Raw genomic sequence first — 18,101 nt, forward strand, 5'->3', positions numbered from 1 at the left:
CTCTTGTGCAATGGACCGGCGTTATTGCCTGAGCCAACTGGCAGCATGGGCGTTATAAAAACCGGAGAAAGCCCATGAAAATCATCATCGCCCCCGACTCGTTCAAGGACAGCCTGAGTGCCGAAGGCGTGGCGAATGCCATTGCCGAGGGGTTGGCCACGGTGTGGCCCGACGCCGAGCTGATCAAGTGCCCGATGGCGGACGGTGGTGAGGGCACGGTGGAGTCGGTACTCGCCGCCTGCCAGGGCGAGCTGCGTAGCACCAACGTGCAAGGGCCGTTGGGCGCCCGCATTGATGCGCATTGGGGCTGGTTGGCCGAAAGCCACACTGCAATCATCGAAATGGCCGAGGCCAGCGGCTTGCAGTTGGTGCCGCCGGGTAAGCGGGATGCCTGTTCCAGCAGCACCTTTGGCACTGGCGAACTGATCCGCGCGGCACTGGATGCCGGCGCCCGGCGCATCATCCTGGCGATTGGCGGTAGCGCCACCAACGACGGCGGCGCCGGCGCGATGCTGGCCCTCGGTGTGCAATTGTTTGATGCCGAAGGTGCCGCATTGCCCTTGGGCGGACTGTCACTGGCCAAGCTGTCGCGCATCAGCCTGGAACAACTGGACCCACGCCTGGCCGAGGTGAGCTTCGAAATCGCTGCCGACGTGAATAACCCGCTGTGCGGCTCCCACGGTGCCTCCGCGATTTTCGGCCCGCAAAAAGGTGCCAATCCCCAACAAGTCGAGCAGTTGGACGCCGCCCTCGGCCATTTCGCCGATCACTGCGCGAAAGTCTTGCCGAAAGACGTGCGTGAAGAGCCCGGCAGCGGCGCCGCCGGTGGCTTGGGGTTCGCCGCCAAGGCGTTCCTGGGCGCGCAATTTCGTGCCGGGGTTGAAGTCGTCGCTGAACTGGTGGGACTTGAATACGCCGTGCGCGGCGCCGACCTGGTGATCACCGGCGAAGGCCGTTTCGACGCCCAGACCCTGCGGGGCAAAACCCCGTTTGGCGTGGCGCGGATTGCCAAACAGCACAACGTGCCGGTGATCGTGATCGCCGGCACGTTGGGTGAGGGTTATGAGCAGATGTACGCCCACGGTGTGGATGCCGCGTTCGCCTTGCCGTCCGGCCCGACTACCCTGGAGCAGGCCTGCAGCGAGGCGCCGCGCCTGTTGCGCGAACGCGCCTCGGACATCGCCCGGGTCTGGCGCCTGGCGGCCTCGGCGGTTTAAGCCTCAAAGCCCTGCGCCAGTTGGTCGACCCACTGGCGCTGAAAGCCCAGCAGCGCTTCCTTGGGCTGCTGCAGCTGGACAAACTCCAGCATCGGGTCTTCCACCGCCGTGCGCACGCCGGCCAATTCCTCCAGCGCCGCCAGCCCGCAAAACGGCACGTAGGCCTCGCTGTAGCCGCCTTCATGCACCAGTACCAGGCGGCCCTGGCACAGCCGCTCGGCAGCCTCACGCACCGTGCGGGTCATCAGGCGGAACGACTCGCTGTGCAGCAGCATCCGCGCCAGCGGGTCGACGGCGTTGGCGTCGTAACCGCAGGCGACGATGATCAGTTCGGGCTCGAACCGCTCCAGGGCCGGCACCACGATGCGTTCCATCGCATGCAGGTACGCCGCGTGGCCGCTGCCGGGTGGCAACGGGATATTGATATTCGCACCCAGGCCCGCGCCGTGGCCACGATCCTGTTCACCGCTGTAACCCGGCGGATAGCAACCGTCCTGGTGCAGGGAGATCGTCAATACATCGCCGCGTGCTTCGAAGATGGACTGGGTACCGTTGCCATGGTGCACATCCCAGTCGATCACCGCGACCTTGCCCAGCCCACGGCGCGCCTTGGCCGCCTCGATGGCGATGGCGATATTGGCCAGGAAGCAAAAGCCCATGGCGCCGTCTGCCAGGCAATGATGCCCCGGTGGCCGCGACAGCGAGTAGGCATTCCCGACGTGCCCGCTCAGCACCGCGTCCACCGCAGCGATGCTCAACCCGGCGGAGAGTTTGGCGATCTCGTAGCTGCCCGGGCCAATCGGCGCCTGGGGCCCCAGCTCGCCGCCGCCGGCATCGCTCAGAGCCTTGAAGCGTTGCAGGTAGTCGGCGCCGTGTACTCGCCGCAAATCCTCCTCCGTGGCCGGGGCGGCACTGTGCTGTTGCAGGTGACGGCTCAGCCCGGACACGTCCAGCAGGCTTTTCAAACGCCGCTTGGTCTCCGGTGACTCGGCATGCCCGGTGCCGGCAGGCGGCTGCACCCAGCCGCCCACCGGCAAGGTCAGGGCGTGGGGGCCGGCGCTGTGCCAGAGGCTTAGTTCATCAAAGAAAAACGCAGTGGATCGGTTCATCAGAGTCTCCAGTTCAGCGGGTTAAAACAGCGTCAGGCGGGGTGCGGCTGCCGAGCATCAGCGCCAGGGACAACAAGGTGATGGCGGCGCCGCCCACCAGTAGCGAGGTAAACCCGCCGCTGGCCTCGATCAGCCGCCCGGCAATCGCCGGCCCGATGGCCAGGCCGGCGCCGATCACCAGGTTGGAGGTGTTCATCAGCTTGCCGCTGCGGTCGAGGTCAGCCAGGCAGGCGAGAATCAGCGGCAGGATGAAGGTCCAGGTGAACTTGAACAGCAGCGCCGCCAGGGCAAAGCGCATCAGCATCGGCGTGCCGCTCAGCAACAGCACGGCACCCGCCATCAGGGCGTAGCCGGCCAGCAACAGCAGCAGGCGCGGCAGCCGCGTACCGATGACTGAGGCACACCCGGCGCCGACGATTCCCATCACCGTGGCCAGGGCCAGCACTTCACCGCTGTGTTGTGCGGAGATCCCCGCGCTGCTGCCGATGGCGCCGATAAAGGTCCAGACGCCGCCGAGGCTGATATAGAAAGTCAGTATCCCGGCGATGCCCAGCGCAGCCTTAACCCGGGAGCCCGGCAATGGCGCGGCGTCGGTTGGCTGGCGCGGCGGGCTGCCGGATGGAAAGCAGCGGGCCAGGGGCAGCAGCAGCGTCATCAACCCCGCAAGAATCAAGTAGCAGGCGCCGAGCCCATAGCGCGCAAACAACCCGGGCAACACCCCGAGGCCGACGGCGCCGACCACCAGTTGCCCCATCACCCACAAGCCGTAGATCCGGCTGGGGTTGGCGGTGGCGGCCGCGCTGGCCAGGCAGATGATCATCAGCGACCCGCCCGCCAGGGCACTCATAAAGCGCAAGGCAAGCAAGGTGGCGTAGGTGTCGGCGAGCATCGACAGCAGGTTGGCGGCAATGAACGCAATGGCGGCCACCAGCGCTGCCAGGCGCCAGTCCACCCGCTTGAGCCACCAGAACGCAGGCAAGGTGGCCAGGCTCATCGCCCCCAGCTCGGTGGAGAACAGGTCGCCGATGTGTGACGGGCTCAGTTGCCATTGGCTGGCCAGTTGCGCGGCCACCGCCGGTGCGGTCATCAGGATGGTCGGGGTGATGGCGGCGAACAGGATGATCGCCGCCAGCAAGGGCCAGGAACGCGCCGAATAGCCGGCGGTTGCAGCGTGGGTCTGAGTGTTCATGGGCAAGCTCCGGGAAAGTGATTCAGAACACATGGACCAGCCGCAGCAGGGCGTCGGTGCCCGCGTAGCCGTTGGACGCCGCGACGTTTTGCGAAAGGCTGAACATCAGCTGGTTCTGCCGGTCGAGCCAGTGACCCACCTCGAAACCCACCTGGGTGTAGCGTTTATGGGTGTCGTCGATGCGCTGGTCGTTGATGCGCAGGGCGCCGCCATCGGCATGGATCAGGCGCAGTGCGCCGTAGGTGGCGGGGCTGAAGTCGTAGGAGGCGAAGGCTTGCAGGCGGTACAGGGGGTCTTGCTTGAGGTCGCTGCCGAAATAGTCGTCATTGGTGCCGTACAGCTGGGCTTCGAGGTTGGCTTCCAGCACCCATTTCTCGCCCATGCCCTGGGTGTAGTTGTAAACGAAGGTCGCGCCCCAGCGATTGGCGCCGGGGGACACGTCGGGGTTTTTGCTGTGGTACTCGCCCACCGGCACGGTGATCAGGCTCAACAGCCCGCTGTAAGTGCGCGAGGCCGGGTCGTTGATGAAAAACAGCGTGCCGCCGACCTGCGGATCACCAAAGCCGCTCTCGCCGGTGTGCTGGCTGGCGCCGGGCAAGCGTGCGTTGATGTCGGCGAAGGGCAGGATAAATTGCGGGGTGCACAGCGTGCCGCAGACGTCAGTGAAAAACACCTGGCGGTACGCCACGGCGTTGACCTTCAAGTCGGCCTTGCCCGTGGTGTCGGCCGGGCCGTGGAAATCATCGTAGCGTGAGGCGGGCAAGTACAGCACGCCGAGGCTGGTGCCGGACGGCGCGCCGAAAAAATCCCGGGCGTTGAGGTCGGCAGCCTGGCTGTCGAGGCTCAGCAGGGTACCGCCCAGCAGCATGGCCAGGTGACGCAAGGTAGGGTGATTCATCGCAAGGCATCTCTTATGGACTGTTATGGATGGCAGCGGAAAATGGGCAAAGGGCGCCCGTGGCCGTCAAAACGACAGCGCAAAAAAGCAATGGATAAAGGGCTGAGATCAGTCGGGCGGGGCGTGCAGCAAGTGCGCGATGCGCGCCTTGTCCTTGACCCCAAGCTTGCTGTAGATGGCGCGGATGTGATGACGCACGGTGTTCGGCGACAAGCCCAGGTCGCGGGCGACTTCCTTGTAGGTCTTGCCTTCGCCAAAGCCCTGGGCCACGTCGTTTTCCCGCGGGCTCAGTTGGGGCAGCGCGCGGTTGATGCGCGCCGCCAACAGAAACTGGTCACCCACGGCCGAGGCCTCGATGTGGATGTGCTTGCCCTCATGCCCGCGTTCATCCAACGGCAGCGGCAGGGCGGGACCGCTCCACTGCGGCCACTCACTGAGCAACAGGTCGACAAACCCGCGTTCGGCACACTGCAACACCCCACGCTGGTCGCATACCGCCAGGGCCAGGTTGCGCGGGCTGGTGAGGGTTTCGCGCATGGCCACCAGGGTTCGGATCTGATTCGCCGAAACCGACGCCACCAGGTGCAGCATCAGGTTGTTCAGCAGTTGGCAGTCGTCCTGGTTGTAGCGGGGCGCGCCGGGCTTGCGGTACAGGCTCAAGTGATCGCTGAGGCGGGTTTGCGGGTCGACGTGAATCACGCACAACAACTCGCCAATGCCATAGCGCTGCCCCAACCAGTTTTGGCCCGGGCCGTTGGCGGGGTCGAGCATGTCGACAATCACCGCCTGGCCGAGCGCTTCGTGCACCAGCCCGACCGTCACGTCCACATGGCGGATCGATTGCCAGTCCGCCAGGTACGTGGCGGGCAGGTGATGCAGGTAGCTGCTGTGTTCCTCCGGCAGGCCATCAATGATCGCCGCACGGCCCCACCAGGCGCTGTCGAAAGGCAGCAACTGGCTGATGCGCGTCAGGGCATGGCCATGAAACTGTTCAATGTCCTGGTGTTGGGCCAGGCGTTGCAGATCAAGCGTCAGGGTGCTGAAAGCCTGTAACAGGCCAGGAAGATCAAGGCGGCTCATGGGCGTTCCTCTGTGGGACTTTTTTATTGTTTTAGTCACAGGGTTTGAAGGCCGAAACGGGGCAGGGCCTGGGTGAAGTATCGGCGCTGCGAGGGGCGATCGCTATCCTACAGATGCACGATGTGCGGCTGGATTTGTGCTCGCCAAAAAGCCGCTGTGCCGCCTACACTGGTCGGCCACGTGTTTTTCACAGGACGAAACACCATGCACACACCTGAACCCAAAATCGTTATCACGCGCTTCACCGAGGCCCATCTTGAAGGCGTCACTGCGCTCTACAACGATCCGGCTGTCTGCCGTCAGGTGCTGCAAATGCCTTTCCAGTCGGTTGAGGCCTGGCGCAAACGCCTGGTGCAGGACAACGAGCGGCGGCTACAGCTGGTGGCGCTGCATGCCGGCGAGGTGATCGGCCAGCTCGGCCTTGAACAGTACTTGCGGGTGCGCCAAAGCCATGTCGGTTCGTTCGGCATGGGCGTGGCCACCGCCTGGCAGGGCAAGGGCGTGGGCTCCCGGTTGCTGGGCGCCGCGCTGGAGGTGGCGGACAACTGGATGAACCTGCACCGGGTGGAACTGACGGTGTACGCCGACAACGAAGCCGCCCACCGCCTGTACCACAAGTTCGGCTTCGAGACCGAAGGCCGGCTGCGGGATTACGCCGTGCGTGACGGCGTATTCGTCGACACCCTGACCATGGCGCGCATCCGCAAGCCTGCCTAGTCGTCCTGCAACGCAAACGCCACCGCAGCCTGCGCATGCAGCTCGGTGGTGTCCAGCAGTGGCAGGTCGCTGTGCTGCGGTTTGATCAACAGGCTGATTTCCGTGCAACCGAGGATGATGGCCTGGGCGCCGCGTGCCGCCAGGGACCCGATCACCCGTTGGTACACCTCGCGCGATGCGTCGCTGATCACCCCGACACACAACTCCTCATAGATGATCCGGTGCACGGCCTGGCGCTCTTCTGCGTCCGGCACCAGCACGGTCAGCCCCTGGGCCGCCAGGCGTGACTTGAGAAATTCCTGTTCCATGGTAAACGCGGTGCCCAGCAGGCCGACGGTGAGGGTGCCGGCCTCTACCGCCGCCGCGCCGGCCGCGTCTGCAATATGCAGAAACGGTATGGACACCGCTGCTTCAATACGCGGTGCCACCAGATGCATGGTGTTGGTACACAGCACGATGCATTCGGCGCCACCGGCTTGCAGGCGACGGGCGGCGTCTTCGAGGATCAGCGCTGCGTCATCCCAGCGGCCTGCATGCTGGGCCTGCTCCACCGGGCCGAAGTCGACGCTGTACATCAACAGTTGCGCCGAGCGCAGCGGCCCGAGTTGGTCGCGCACGCTCTGGTTGATGATGCGGTAATACTCGGCGCTGGACTCCCAGCTCATGCCGCCGATAAGGCCGATGGTGCGCATTCGATGCTCCTGAAATGGACGGGCGAGGGCACCACATTACCCAAGCGCGGTGCTTTAGTCATACGCCGGTGTGCCGCATCTGCCATGATCAAGGCTCGCAACCTGGGTCACCCAAGGAACACGGCAATGGACGATGTACAACAACTGGGCGAGATGCTTCGTCATTACGCCGACAGCGAAGCCCACAAGAAGCAGCAGTTCGACGTGCAGTCGGCCCATTGGGCGCAGAAGATCGGCGAGCTGTTCGGCCAGATCGAGCAGTGGCTGGAGCCGGTGAAAACCGTCGGTTTGCTGGAAGTGCAGCGCGAAGCGTATGTGGCTTCCGGCCCGAGCGTACCGGTGGAGACCTCCACCTTTAAAACCGAGAAACTGACCATCCATATTGCCGGCAAACCCGTGGAGTTCGTGCCGGATGTAATGGGCGCCGGCGGCCTGATTTCGCTGTCGGTGATGGGCTTGACCGCCGCCCGCTACGGCAGCATTTCCCTGGTGCTGCTGCCGGGGAAAAACGACTGGTTGTGGAAGAAAACCAACGGCCTGAAAGACCCGGACACCTTCGGCTTCGATGCCAACTTCCTGGCCTTGCAGTTGCAGAGCCTGATTCCCCGCGAACGCGGATGATTGCAGGAGCTGGCTTGCCGGCGATGCAGGCAACTCGGTCTGTCCGCTAAACCGAGGTGATGCCATCGCCGGCAAGCCAGCTCCTACAGGTGGTGCATTCCTTTCTCAGATATCGACATTGCCCCAACCCGGCTTTGCCTCTTCAGGCGCCACCGCGTTGACCCGCTTGCCCGTGGCCAACTCCACCCGCCGTGCCACTTCCGGGTCGTCGGCGAACGGCATCAGGCTGGCCTCATCCAGGCTCTCCCTCGACTCACCCCGCAAGCAATGCTCCACCGCACCATACAGGCCGATCACCGCCGCCAGGTTCAGCACGATCTCCCACATCAGGCGATCTGCGCGTCAAGCTGCGCCACCTTCAAGTCCGCCACCCGCACCGTGCGCCAGGTGTTGTACGCCATCAGCAACATGCCGCTGAGGAAAAACACCCCGCCGACAAAGCGCACCACAAACCCCGGATGGCTGGCCTGCAAGGCTTCCACAAAGGAATAGGTGAGGGTGCCGTCATCGTTCACCGCCCGCCACATCAGGCCCTGGGTGATGCCGTTGACCCACATCGAGGCGATGTACAGCACCGTGCCAATGGTCGCCAGCCAGAAGTGCATATTGATCAGCCCCACGCTGTGCATCTGCGTGCGCCCGAAGACCTTCGGGATCATGTGGTACAGCGAGCCAAACGTGATCATCGCCACCCAGCCCAGCGCGCCGGCGTGGACGTGGCCGATGGTCCAGTCGGTGTAGTGGGAGAGGGCGTTGACGGTCTTGATCGCCATCATCGGCCCTTCAAACGTCGACATGCCGTAGAACGCCAGCGACAGCACCAGAAAGCGCAGGATCGGGTCGGTGCGCAATTTATGCCAGGCCCCCGAGAGCGTCATCATGCCGTTGATCATCCCGCCCCAGCTGGGCGCCAGCAGGATCAGCGACATCGCCATGCCCAGCGACTGTGCCCAGTCCGGCAGCGCGGTGTAGTGCAAGTGATGCGGGCCGGCCCAGATATACAGGGTGATCAACGCCCAAAAGTGCACGATGGACAGGCGATAGGAATACACCGGCCGCCCGACTTGCTTGGGCACGAAGTAGTACATCATCCCCAGAAAGCCCGTGGTCAGGAAGAAACCCACGGCGTTGTGCCCGTACCACCACTGCACCATGGCGTCGGTGGCACCGGAATACACCGGGTAGGATTTGAACCAGTCCACCGGGATCGACAGGTGATTGACCACGTGCAGCATGGCGATCACCACGATAAACGCACCAAAGAACCAGTTGCCGACGTAGATGTGCTGGGTCTTGCGCTGCACCACAGTGGTGAAAAACACGATCGCATAGGCGACCCACACCACGGTCATCCACACGGCGCCGCTGAACTCGATCTCGGCGTATTCCTTGGTGGTGGTGTAGCCCAGCGGCAGGCTGACCAACATGATCACGATCACCGATTGCCAGCCCCAGAATGTGAAGGCTGCGAGCTTGTCCGAGTACAGCCGTACCTGGCAGGTGCGCTGTACTGCGTAGTAGCTGGCGGCGAATTGCGCGCTGCCGGCAAAGCCGAAGATCACAAGGCTGGTGTGCAGCGGGCGCAGGCGCCCGAAGGTGGTCCAGGGCAGGTCGAGGTTCATCTCGGGCCAGACCAGTTGCGAGGCGATCCACACGCCCATGGCCATGCCGACCACGCCCCAAACGATGGTTGCAATGACGAATTGACGCACGACCTTGTAGTTGTAGGCCTGTGCGGTTGATGGTGGTTGCATGCTTAGTCCTCCCACGGTTCCAAGTGGGCGGCACTGTAGGAAGGATGGGCGGAACAATACAGACTCAGACCCGGGTCATTAATACGGATCAGCCACTAACCTGCATTTTTCGCACGTTACCCCCGTCAATAAATCATTTGTCCAACCCCCGCCCAATGACAAAACTGCAAGTCACTCGCAAAACAACAACGATTGGGCAAAAACCACATGCAAATCGAGCGCAACTTTTTCAACGGCCAGTTTGCCGAACCTGCCACCACCGCACGGATCGCGGTCTATAACCCTGCGACCGAGGCTCAAGTGGGCCAGGTGTCCGCCGCCACCCCCGACGAGGCCATTGCCGCCGTCGACGCCGCCGCAACCGCACAGAAAACCTGGGGCAAGCTCACCAGCATCCAGCGCGCCGAACACCTGCGGGCTTTCGCCGACGCCCTCGAAACCTGCGCTGAAAGCATAGGCAAGGCGCTGGCCAGTGAGTCCGGCAAAAGCCTCGACGACGCCAGCAACGAAGCCCGCTACGCCGCACAAATCACCCGTTACCACGCCGAATGGGCTCGCCGCATTGAAGGCGAAATCATCCCCAGCGACACCCCGGACGAAAACCTGTTCCTGCAACGCGAGCCGATTGGCGTCGTGGCGTGCCTGATCCCGTTCAACTACCCGGTCTACACCCTGTTGCGCAAAATCGCACCGGCGCTGATTGCCGGCAACACCGTGGTGGTGCGCCCGAGCAATAACACCCCGTTGTCCGCCTTCGAAATCGCCCGCGCGGTTGAGCAGTCGGGCATGCCGGCCGGCGTGATCAACATCCTGACCATGGACCACGCCACCGCCGCCGCCCTGTGCACCCACAAGGCCGTGGGCTTGATCACGCTGACAGGCAGCGTCAACGCCGGGCGCATCGTGCTGGATTACTGCAAGGCCAACATCGCCAAGCCGTCCCTGGAACTCGGCGGCAAGACCCCGGCAATCATCGAGGCCGACGCCGACCTGGAAAAGGCCGCCAGCGACATCATCGCCTCCAAGACCACTCACTGCGGCCAGTTGTGCACGGCGGTCGAGCGCGTGTACGTGCAGGAAAGCGTCTACGACCGATTCCTGGCCCTGCTCAAGGCCAAGATCAGCGCCGTAAAATTTGGCGATCGCGCCACGGACGCCGGCCTGATGGGCCCGCTGGTCAACGCCAGCTCCCGGCAGAATATTCACGCCATGGTCGAGCGCGCCGTCGCCGACGGTGCTGTACTGGAAACAGGCGGCGTACTCCCCGAAGGTCCGGGCCATTTCTACCCGCCGACCCTGCTCAGTGGCTGCCGCCAGGCCATGGAAATCATCCAGGAAGAAATCTTCGGCCCGGTACTGCCGGTGCTCAAGTACCGCGACATCGACGAAGCCCTGGCCATGGCCAACGACCACCAGTTCGGCCTGTCGTCGGTGCTCTATACCGAGAACTACCGCACGGCCATGAAAGTCGCCAATGCCATTGAGGCCGGCGAGTTGTACGTCAATCGCACCCCGGCGGACCCTTACCAGGGCTTCCACGCCGGCTGGAAACGCTCAGGGCTGGGCGGCGATGACGGCAAGCACGGGATGCTTGAGTTCACCCAGACCCGTTTGGTGGTCATGAAGTACTGAGTCACCGACCACCGGCTTTACCTCAATAAAAACAATTATCGGGGCACCCGCGCATCGGGTGCCCGAGGTCTACAAGATGTCCAAGCCTGCACCCGTTGCCCAGGGTTTCGATGCCGTGTCCGCGGCCAAAAGCGACAAAGCCAGTCGCTACTTCCAATTGATGTTGCTGGTGCTGGCCGCCGGGGCGATCTACCCGATCCTCTACCTGCGCCAGGTCTACCAGACCACCATGCTCGACGTGTTCCAGATCAACCACAGCCAGCTGGGTTATCTGTATTCAATGCTCGGCACGATCTTCCTCCTCAGCTACCTGCCCAGCGGCTGGTTGGCGGATCGCCTGCCGCCGCGCTTCCTGATCTTTTTTTCGCTGGTGGCCACCGGTGCCCTGGGCATCTGGTACTCCACCGTGCCGTCGATGACCGGCCTGATGATTATCTTCGGCTGCTGGGGCCTGACCACCGGCCTGACCTTCTGGGCCTCGGTGCTCAAGCGGGTGAAGATGATTGCCCATCACAGTGAGCAAGGCCGGTTCTTCGGCATCCTCGACGGCGGCCGTGGCCTGGTGGAAGCCTTGCTGGCCACCGTGGCCCTGGGGCTGTTCGCGTATGCCACCGAAACCCGCAGCCAGACGGCCGCCGAAGGCTTCAAGCACGTGGTGTACCTGTATTCGTTCGTGTGTATCGCGATTGGTTGTGTGCTGGTGCTGCTCAAGGACCCCAAGTCCATGGCGGAAACCGCGGCGGTGGAGAAGGGCAAGTTCAACCTGATCGCCGACCTCACCACCCTGGTGAAAATCCCCGAGCTGTGGCTGGTGACTGCCATTGTGTTCTGCGGTTATCACATGTTCTGGGCCACCTACAGCTTCTCTGACTACCTGCAAGGCAGCGGCATGACCGCCGTGATGGCCGGCACCATCACCACCATCAAGCTGTGGATGCGGCCTATCGGCGGGATCGGCGGCGGCTGGCTGGGGGACAAGTTTTCGAATATCTCGGTGCTCATCGTCGCGTTGGTGCTGGTGACCCTGGCGATGGTCGGCCTGATCGTGTTCCCGGCCATTGGCAGCCTCGGCTTGCTGATCGGCACGGTGATCTTTATCGGCCTGATGACCTATGCGATTCGCGGCCTGTACTGGGCGATCCTCGACAGCTGCGATATCCCGCTGCGCATCACCGGCCTGGCCATCGGCATTGTCTCGGTGGTGGGTTACCTGCCTGACACCTTTATCCCGCTGATCAATGGCTACCTCACCGACACGTACCCGGGGCAGGTCGGCTACAACCTGTACTTCGGCTACATCGCCTTCATCGGCGTGCTCGGGACCCTCGCGGCCCTGACCTTGCGCGCCCGGATCAATCGTAAAAAATTCAACCAGACAGGTGCCTGAGATGAAAATCGTCGCCCTTGAAACCCATATTGTCGCCGTACCGCCACCCCACATCGGCGGCATGTACTGGCTGTTCGTCAAACTCAAAACCGACTGCGGCATCGAAGGCGTGGGCGAGATCTACGCCGCTACCTTCGGCCCCAAAGCCATGCTGCCGATCATCGAGGACGTGTTCGAGCGCTACCTGCTCAACCACGACCCGCACCACATCGAGCGTTTCTTCCGCCAGGCGTATTCCAGCGGGTTCACCCAGCGTCCCGACCTGACCATGATGGGCGTGGTCAGCGGCCTGGAAATGGCCTGCTGGGACATCATCGGCAAAGCCGCCAACAAGCCGGTCTATGAGTTGCTGGGCGGCAAGGTCAACGAGCGCCTGCGCTCCTACACCTACCTGTACCCGGTCAACAGCAAGGGCGAGTACGACTACGACGACCCGGACCTGGCCGCCGAGTGCGCCGTCGAGAACATGAACAAGGGCTTCACCGCAGTCAAATTCGACCCGGCAGGCCCCTACACCGCGTACTCCGGCCACCAGATTTCCCTGGAAGTGCTGGAGCGCTGCGAAACCTTCTGCCGTAAGATCCGCGAAGCGGTGGGTGACAAGTGCGACCTGCTGTTCGGCACCCACGGGCAGATGGTGCCGTCGTCGGCCATCCGCCTGGCCAAGCGCCTGGAGAAGTACGACCCGCTGTGGTTCGAAGAGCCCGTGCCACCGGGCCAGGAAGAGGCCATGGCCCAGGTCGCGGCCAAGACCACCATCCCCATCGCCACCGGCGAGCGGCTGACCACCAAGTACGAGTTCTTCAAGCTCTTGCAGGCCGGTGGTGCATCGATCCTGCAAATGAACGTGGCGCGCTGCGGCGGCCTGCTGGAAGCCAAGAAAATCGCGAGCATGGCCGAGGCCTACTACGCGCAAATCGCCCCGCACCTGTACAACGGGCCGATTGGCGCAGCGGCGAGTTTCCAGCTGGCCACGTGCACGCCGAACTTCCTGATCCAGGAAAGCATCATGACCTGGGGCGGCTTCCACGCCGAAGTGCTGACCAAGCCGCTGCAATGGGAGGACGGCTACATCATCCCGTCCACCGAGCCGGGCCTTGGGGTGGAGCTGAACATGGACGTGGTGCGCAAGCACACGCCGTACACCGGCGAACGCCTGCACCTGCAAATGGCGCCTACGCCGGCTGACGTGAAAGACACTTCGCCCGCCAAGGGCTAAAAAAAACGACTGATGCGGTAACTGTGAATGACATACGACTACATCATCGCCGGTGCCGGCGCCGCAGGTTGCGTCCTGGCCAACCGACTCTCCGCCTCGGGCGAGCATTCGGTGTTGCTGCTGGAAGCCGGCGGCAAGGACAGCTCCTGGTGGTTCAAGATCCCGGTCGGTTTTGCCAAGATGTACTACAACCCGACCTTCAACTGGATGTACTACAGCCAGCCGCAAAAACAGCTGGCCGACCGCGCCATCTATGCCCCACGCGGCAAAGTGCAGGGCGGTTCCGGCTCGATCAACGCCATGATCTACGTGCGCGGCCAGGCCCATGACTTCAATGACTGGGCGGCCAATGGCAACGACGGCTGGGGTTTCCAGGACGTGCTGCCGTACTTCCGCAAGCTGGAAAATCACCCGTTGGGCGACACCGAATACCACGGCAGCAGCGGCCCCATCAGCATCACCCCGATGAAGGGCCAGACCCACGCTATCTGTGATGTGTTCCTCAAGGGCTGCGAGCAGTTGGGCTACGGCCTGAGCGATGACTTCAACGGGCCGGACTTCGAAGGTGCGGGCCTCTACGACGTCAACACCCGCAACGGCGAGCGCTGCTCCAGCAGCTTTGCGCACCTGCACCCGGCGTTGGGGCGACCGAACCTCACGGTGGAACTGCATGCGCTGGTAGACCGCGTGCTGTTCGACGACCAACAGCGGGCCACCGGCATCAGCGTGACCCAGCACGGCGTGGTCCGCACCTTCACCGCGCGCAAGGAGGTGATCCTGTGCGCGGGGGCGGTGGATACGCCAAAGATCCTGCAACTGTCGGGCGTGGCGGACAAGCAACTGCTCGCCGAACACAACATCCCGCTGGTCAAGGACCTGCCGGCGGTGGGGCAGAACCTGCAGGATCACCTGTGCGCCAGCTATTACTACAAGGCCAATATCCCGACCCTGAACGACCAGCTCAGCTCGCTGTTCGGCCAGTTCAAGCTGGGCCTCAAATACCTGCTGACCCGCAAGGGCGCGCTGGCCATGAGCGTCAACCAGGCCGGCGGGTTCTTCCGTGGCAACGCGGAACAGGCGCACCCCAACCTGCAGCTGTACTTCAACCCGCTGTCGTACCAGATCCCGAAAAACAACAAGGCCAGCCTCAAGCCCGAGCCGTATTCAGGCTTCCTGCTGTGCTTCAACCCGTGCCGGCCCACCAGCCGCGGGACGATTCGCATCGCCTCGAAAAACCCACGGGATGCGGCTTTGATCGACCCCAACTACCTGAGCACCCAGAAGGACATCGACGAGGTGATCCAGGGCAGTCGGCTGATGCGCACGATCATGCAGGCCCCGGCGCTCAAGGGCGTGACCGTGGCCGAGGTGTTGCCGGGGGCAGAGGTGGAAACCGATGAACAGATGCTGCAGTACTTCCGCGAGAACAGCGGCTCGATCTATCACCTGTGCGGGTCGTGTGCCATGGGCTCGGACCCGTTGGTGTCGGTGGTGGACAAGCGCCTGAAGGTGCACGGGATGCAAGGGTTGCGGATTGTCGATGCGTCGATTTTCCCGAACGTGACGTCAGGGAATACCCATGCAGCGGTGTTGATGGTGGCGGAGAAGGGCGCGGATCTTATCCTGCAGGATGCCTGAACCGATCGTTCCCACGCAGAGCGTGGGAACGATCATAGAGAGGCGGTGTTTTGCCACTGAGCAACCGTTTCTGCGCTGATACTCACCCCACCACACACAATCACCACCACATCCTCAACCCCGGCAATCGCCCCATGCTCCAGATACGCCACGGCCAACGAAACCCCACACGCCGGCTCCACCAACTGGCGTAAATCATCTGCATACCGCGCCACGCCCATCATCGCCTCGGCGTCACTCAGCACCACGCACTGATGGGCAAACTGGCCGATATGTTCAACCGGCCACGCCGCCACCTGGGTCGCGGCCAACGACTTGGCCACGGTATCGATCTTCGCCAGGCGCACCGGCTTTCCAGCCTCCACAGCGGCCGCAAACGAAGCTGCGCCCGCCGTTTCACAGGCAATCACCTTGCAGTCGAACCGTCCATGGCGCTCCAGCCCCGTCAGCACCCCCGCGAGCAATCCACCGCCGCCCACGGAGGTCACGATGGCGCCCACCTGCGGGCAATCCTCAAGAATCTCATCGATCATGCGGCTGTGACCTTCCCACAACAGCGGGTGATCAAAAGCCGGTACATACAACGCGTCCGGCGCTTCGGCGAGTTGCAGCGCCAGCTCGTTGGATTGATCCCACAGATCACCGTGCACCACCACCTCGGCGCCCGCCTGGCGGATACGCGCGCGGGTGGCTTCGGGGGTGGTGGAGGGCACCACGATCCGCGCCTGCAACCCCAGGCCTCTTGCTGCAAAGGCCGTGGCCAACCCGGCATTGCCGCCGGAAGGACACACCACCGTGGTCTTGCCCTGGCTGGCCGCGTAGGCGCACAGCGTGGTCATCCCGCGCAACTTGAACGAGCCACAGGGTTGCAGGTTCTCAAGCTTCAGCCAGATGCGCCGGGTAGGGGTGGACAGGCCGGGGTGCAGGATCAACGGGGTGCGGATGGGCAGCATTGCGCAACTTCCTTATTGGGTGGGCTGCCATCCTACCTCAGTGAGCGGCCGCCGCCAGGGGTTCGGCCGGTGTCTTGCGGCGCGTCAAATGGCTGATGCCCATGATGATCAGCGGCGTAAACAGGGCGATGTACGCGTTGTCGATGCCCCACGGATTACCGGCGAGGAACCAGCCCACGGTCGCCAGCAACGAAGCAATGATGCTCAGGAATGCCCCGGCCGCCGTGCCGAATTTCGGCGCGTAGAACACCATCAACACCAGCACGGCCAGGGAGGCGCGTAACGCCTTGCCGAGGAAGGCGATCATCAGCACCTTGTCAGAAGTCAGCGCCAGGGCAATCGGCAACAGGCCGACGGCGATGGTCGCCAGACGCACGAAGCGCAGGGACTTGGCGTCGCTTTTTTCCGGGTTGAACCAGGGTTCGTAGAAGTCCCGCAGCAACAACGTCGCCGAGCCCATGCTTACCGCCGAGATGGTGCCGAACAGGGAGCCGGCAAGGCCTGCTACCACCAGCCCGGCCGTCAGTTGGTCCATGCTGGCGATCAGAGTTGGAAAGGCTTGCAGCGAATCCACATTGGGAAACAGCACCGCGCTGCACATCCCGATCAATGCCGCGCCGATGCCGAACGGCACCATCAGCACTGCCACGTAGAAACACGCACGCTGGGCCTTGCCCGCATGGCTGACGGTGTTCACCGCCTGGATCACGTATTGGGTGGAGAAGATCGAACCGATACCGGCGATCATCCAGGCGACGATCTGGCCCCAGCCGACGGTGGTCCAGTCAAACATGCTGGCGGGCAACTGCGCCTGCAACTGGCCGATGCCGCCCACTTGCTTCAAGCCAAACCACAGGGCCAGGCCGACGCCCAGGTACTTCAAGGCGGCGTGGACGAAGTTGGTGTAGATCACTGAGCGCATGCCGCCGATGCTCACGTACAGCACCGAGACCACGCCGACGATCACGATCGCGAGGGTTCGGTCCACTTGCATCACACTGGCCAATACCGCGCCGCCGCTGGCGTAGATCGAGACGGCGACGATCTCCAGGGCAAAGATCGTGATGATCGAGGTGGCGAAACGGGTGCGCTGGCCGTAGTTGCGCGCCAGCACGCCGGAGATGGTGTTGTCGCCCAGGTCCTTGTATTTGCGCGCCAGCAGCCAGGCGAAGAGTACGAAGCCGAGGGCCAGGGCGAACAGGTTCCATGCGGCGGAGATGCCGACCTTGAAACCGGTTTGGGCGGTGCCGATGCTGACTGCGGTGCCGATAAATTCGGAGAGCATCAGGAAGCCGATCAGGAACGCCGGGAAGTGGCCACCGCCGGTGGTGTAGTTGTTGGCGCTGCGGGAATGGCGGCGGACGCCGTAGCTGATCAGTGCCAGGCTCAGCATGTAGAGGCCGGTGATGGACAGCACGATCCAGGAGGAGTGGGTGGGCATTTTTTATACTCTTTAGGTATTTTTGTAATTGCGGGTAGTTTCCTCTGGTGGTTTTGCTTTCGTCTAATATCGGGTTGGTATGGTTTGATACTCTTTTGGTATGGGTGAATATCCGTTGGTTAGGTCATGGCGGCTTATGGTTCCGCTCTTACAGCGGGTCACTTTGGAAAAGCCCCAAAGTAACCAAAGGGCTCTGCCCCGCCTGTCGGCACCTCGCCCAGGCTCGGTGTTCCCTCACTCCGGCATTGCTCCGCGGGCCGCCGCGACGGCCCGTCCCTGGCCCGTCGCGGCTAAACCGGCGTCCTGCCGGTTTACCCGCTCCTCAATCCCTGCGTTCGGCCTCGGGCTTATTGGGGCAGTCAGAGCAAGATCAAGATCAAAAGCAAGAGCAAGAGCACAGCGGCCTACAGGCCGGCTTGAGTGGTAGAAGCCAGAGCAAAAGCCAAAGCGAAAACCAAATCTGAAACTGCTGCGGCTCTGCTTTTCTGTGGGAGCTGGCTTGCCTGCGATGCAGACACCTCGGTTTTTCAGGTACACCCAGTTGATGCTATCGC

General features: G+C 63.1%; 16 protein-coding genes. 7 read left to right on the plus strand and 9 right to left on the minus strand.

From position 1 onward, the window contains the following. The first annotated feature begins 74 nt into the window (after window positions 1-74). Window positions 75-1,217, plus strand: coding sequence for a glycerate kinase (locus P3C29_RS26940; RefSeq protein ID WP_275965878.1), 1,143 nt, complete (start codon window positions 75-77; stop codon window positions 1,215-1,217). Here P3C29_RS26940 and P3C29_RS26945 read toward each other — a convergent pair. The 4 genes from P3C29_RS26945 to P3C29_RS26960 form a co-directional block, all read right to left on the minus strand. Beyond that, the gene (locus P3C29_RS26945; RefSeq protein ID WP_275965879.1) at window positions 1,214-2,326 is read right to left on the minus strand and encodes a class II histone deacetylase; all 1,113 of its coding nucleotides are present in this window, start codon (window positions 2,324-2,326) and stop codon (window positions 1,214-1,216) included. The genes P3C29_RS26940 and P3C29_RS26945 overlap by 4 nt on opposite strands. A 13-nt stretch (window positions 2,327-2,339) precedes the next feature. Next, entirely contained in the window at window positions 2,340-3,515 is a 1,176-nt protein-coding gene (locus P3C29_RS26950; RefSeq protein ID WP_275965880.1) for an MFS transporter, read from the minus strand. 22 nt (window positions 3,516-3,537) lie between these two features. Continuing rightward, a complete protein-coding gene (locus P3C29_RS26955; protein ID WP_275965881.1) occupies window positions 3,538-4,413 on the minus strand; it encodes a transporter in 876 nt (291 codons plus the stop codon). Window positions 4,414-4,521: 108 nt separating this feature from the next. After that, a complete protein-coding gene (locus P3C29_RS26960) occupies window positions 4,522-5,493 on the minus strand; it encodes a helix-turn-helix transcriptional regulator (RefSeq protein ID WP_275965882.1) in 972 nt (323 codons plus the stop codon). 204 nt (window positions 5,494-5,697) lie between these two features. Here P3C29_RS26960 and P3C29_RS26965 point away from each other — a divergent pair, with 204 nt between their 5' ends. After that, window positions 5,698-6,210, plus strand: coding sequence for a GNAT family N-acetyltransferase (locus tag P3C29_RS26965; protein ID WP_010171348.1), 513 nt, complete (start codon window positions 5,698-5,700; stop codon window positions 6,208-6,210). On the opposite strand, the gene P3C29_RS26970 is transcribed toward P3C29_RS26965, so the two are convergent. Continuing rightward, complete coding sequence (locus tag P3C29_RS26970) at window positions 6,207-6,902, minus strand: aspartate/glutamate racemase family protein (RefSeq protein WP_201124274.1); 696 nt, start codon at window positions 6,900-6,902, stop codon at window positions 6,207-6,209. The two genes, P3C29_RS26965 and P3C29_RS26970, sit on opposite strands and share 4 nt — an antisense overlap. A gap of 126 nt (window positions 6,903-7,028) precedes the next feature. Here P3C29_RS26970 and P3C29_RS26975 point away from each other — a divergent pair, with 126 nt between their 5' ends. Continuing rightward, complete coding sequence (locus P3C29_RS26975; protein WP_010171343.1) at window positions 7,029-7,523, plus strand: hypothetical protein; 495 nt, start codon at window positions 7,029-7,031, stop codon at window positions 7,521-7,523. A gap of 105 nt (window positions 7,524-7,628) precedes the next feature. Here P3C29_RS26975 and P3C29_RS26980 read toward each other — a convergent pair whose 3' ends face one another. Both P3C29_RS26980 and ccoN read right to left on the minus strand, forming a co-directional pair. Next, window positions 7,629-7,850, minus strand: coding sequence for a cbb3-type cytochrome c oxidase subunit 3 (locus P3C29_RS26980; protein ID WP_275965883.1), 222 nt, complete (start codon window positions 7,848-7,850; stop codon window positions 7,629-7,631). Continuing rightward, complete coding sequence (gene ccoN, locus P3C29_RS26985) at window positions 7,850-9,277, minus strand: cytochrome-c oxidase, cbb3-type subunit I (RefSeq protein ID WP_275965884.1); 1,428 nt, start codon at window positions 9,275-9,277, stop codon at window positions 7,850-7,852. Before ccoN ends, P3C29_RS26980 begins: the two co-directional genes overlap by 1 nt. 207 nt (window positions 9,278-9,484) lie before the next feature. On the opposite strand from ccoN, the gene aldA reads away from it, so the two are divergent. The 4 genes from aldA to P3C29_RS27005 all read left to right on the plus strand — a co-directional run bounded on the left by aldA (window position 9,485) and on the right by P3C29_RS27005 (window position 15,153). Next, window positions 9,485-10,909 (plus strand): aldehyde dehydrogenase, encoded by a 1,425-nt coding sequence (gene aldA / locus P3C29_RS26990; RefSeq protein ID WP_275965885.1) that lies wholly within the window; start codon window positions 9,485-9,487, stop codon window positions 10,907-10,909. Between the two features lie 76 nt (window positions 10,910-10,985). After that, window positions 10,986-12,296, plus strand: coding sequence for an MFS transporter (locus P3C29_RS26995; protein WP_010171335.1), 1,311 nt, complete (start codon window positions 10,986-10,988; stop codon window positions 12,294-12,296). Between the two features lies 1 nt (window position 12,297). Beyond that, complete coding sequence (locus P3C29_RS27000; RefSeq protein WP_201124270.1) at window positions 12,298-13,515, plus strand: mandelate racemase/muconate lactonizing enzyme family protein; 1,218 nt, start codon at window positions 12,298-12,300, stop codon at window positions 13,513-13,515. Window positions 13,516-13,542: 27 nt separating this feature from the next. Next, window positions 13,543-15,153, plus strand: a complete 1,611-nt coding sequence (locus P3C29_RS27005; protein ID WP_275965886.1) for a GMC family oxidoreductase N-terminal domain-containing protein — start codon at window positions 13,543-13,545, stop codon at window positions 15,151-15,153. A gap of 32 nt (window positions 15,154-15,185) precedes the next feature. Here the strand turns inward: P3C29_RS27005 and P3C29_RS27010 are convergent, their stop codons facing one another. Both P3C29_RS27010 and P3C29_RS27015 read right to left on the minus strand, forming a co-directional pair. After that, window positions 15,186-16,106 (minus strand): pyridoxal-phosphate dependent enzyme, encoded by a 921-nt coding sequence (locus tag P3C29_RS27010; RefSeq protein WP_010171332.1) that lies wholly within the window; start codon window positions 16,104-16,106, stop codon window positions 15,186-15,188. Window positions 16,107-16,143: 37 nt separating this feature from the next. Next, entirely contained in the window at window positions 16,144-17,547 is a 1,404-nt protein-coding gene (locus tag P3C29_RS27015; protein WP_010171331.1) for a sodium:solute symporter family protein, read from the minus strand. Window positions 17,548-18,101: the final 554 nt, after the last annotated feature.

Source organism: Pseudomonas sp. 1912-s (assembly GCF_029269205.1).
Taxonomy (GTDB): domain Bacteria; phylum Pseudomonadota; class Gammaproteobacteria; order Pseudomonadales; family Pseudomonadaceae; genus Aquipseudomonas.

What these genes read in the sequence shown, in the direction of transcription:
- P3C29_RS26940 (WP_275965878.1), top strand. Translation starts at nt 75, where the DNA reads ATGAAAATCATCATCGCCCCCGACTCGTTCAAGGACAGCCTGAGTGCC.
- P3C29_RS26945 (WP_275965879.1), bottom strand. Translation starts at nt 2,326, where the DNA reads ATGAACCGATCCACTGCGTTTTTCTTTGATGAACTAAGCCTCTGGCAC.
- P3C29_RS26950 (WP_275965880.1), bottom strand. Translation starts at nt 3,515, where the DNA reads ATGAACACTCAGACCCACGCTGCAACCGCCGGCTATTCGGCGCGTTCC.
- P3C29_RS26955 (WP_275965881.1), bottom strand. Translation starts at nt 4,413, where the DNA reads ATGAATCACCCTACCTTGCGTCACCTGGCCATGCTGCTGGGCGGTACC.
- P3C29_RS26960 (WP_275965882.1), bottom strand. Translation starts at nt 5,493, where the DNA reads ATGAGCCGCCTTGATCTTCCTGGCCTGTTACAGGCTTTCAGCACCCTG.
- P3C29_RS26965 (WP_010171348.1), top strand. Translation starts at nt 5,698, where the DNA reads ATGCACACACCTGAACCCAAAATCGTTATCACGCGCTTCACCGAGGCC.
- P3C29_RS26970 (WP_201124274.1), bottom strand. Translation starts at nt 6,902, where the DNA reads ATGCGCACCATCGGCCTTATCGGCGGCATGAGCTGGGAGTCCAGCGCC.
- P3C29_RS26975 (WP_010171343.1), top strand. Translation starts at nt 7,029, where the DNA reads ATGGACGATGTACAACAACTGGGCGAGATGCTTCGTCATTACGCCGAC.
- P3C29_RS26980 (WP_275965883.1), bottom strand. Translation starts at nt 7,850, where the DNA reads ATGTGGGAGATCGTGCTGAACCTGGCGGCGGTGATCGGCCTGTATGGT.
- ccoN (WP_275965884.1), bottom strand. Translation starts at nt 9,277, where the DNA reads ATGCAACCACCATCAACCGCACAGGCCTACAACTACAAGGTCGTGCGT.
- aldA (WP_275965885.1), top strand. Translation starts at nt 9,485, where the DNA reads ATGCAAATCGAGCGCAACTTTTTCAACGGCCAGTTTGCCGAACCTGCC.
- P3C29_RS26995 (WP_010171335.1), top strand. Translation starts at nt 10,986, where the DNA reads ATGTCCAAGCCTGCACCCGTTGCCCAGGGTTTCGATGCCGTGTCCGCG.
- P3C29_RS27000 (WP_201124270.1), top strand. Translation starts at nt 12,298, where the DNA reads ATGAAAATCGTCGCCCTTGAAACCCATATTGTCGCCGTACCGCCACCC.
- P3C29_RS27005 (WP_275965886.1), top strand. Translation starts at nt 13,543, where the DNA reads ATGACATACGACTACATCATCGCCGGTGCCGGCGCCGCAGGTTGCGTC.
- P3C29_RS27010 (WP_010171332.1), bottom strand. Translation starts at nt 16,106, where the DNA reads ATGCTGCCCATCCGCACCCCGTTGATCCTGCACCCCGGCCTGTCCACC.
- P3C29_RS27015 (WP_010171331.1), bottom strand. Translation starts at nt 17,547, where the DNA reads ATGCCCACCCACTCCTCCTGGATCGTGCTGTCCATCACCGGCCTCTAC.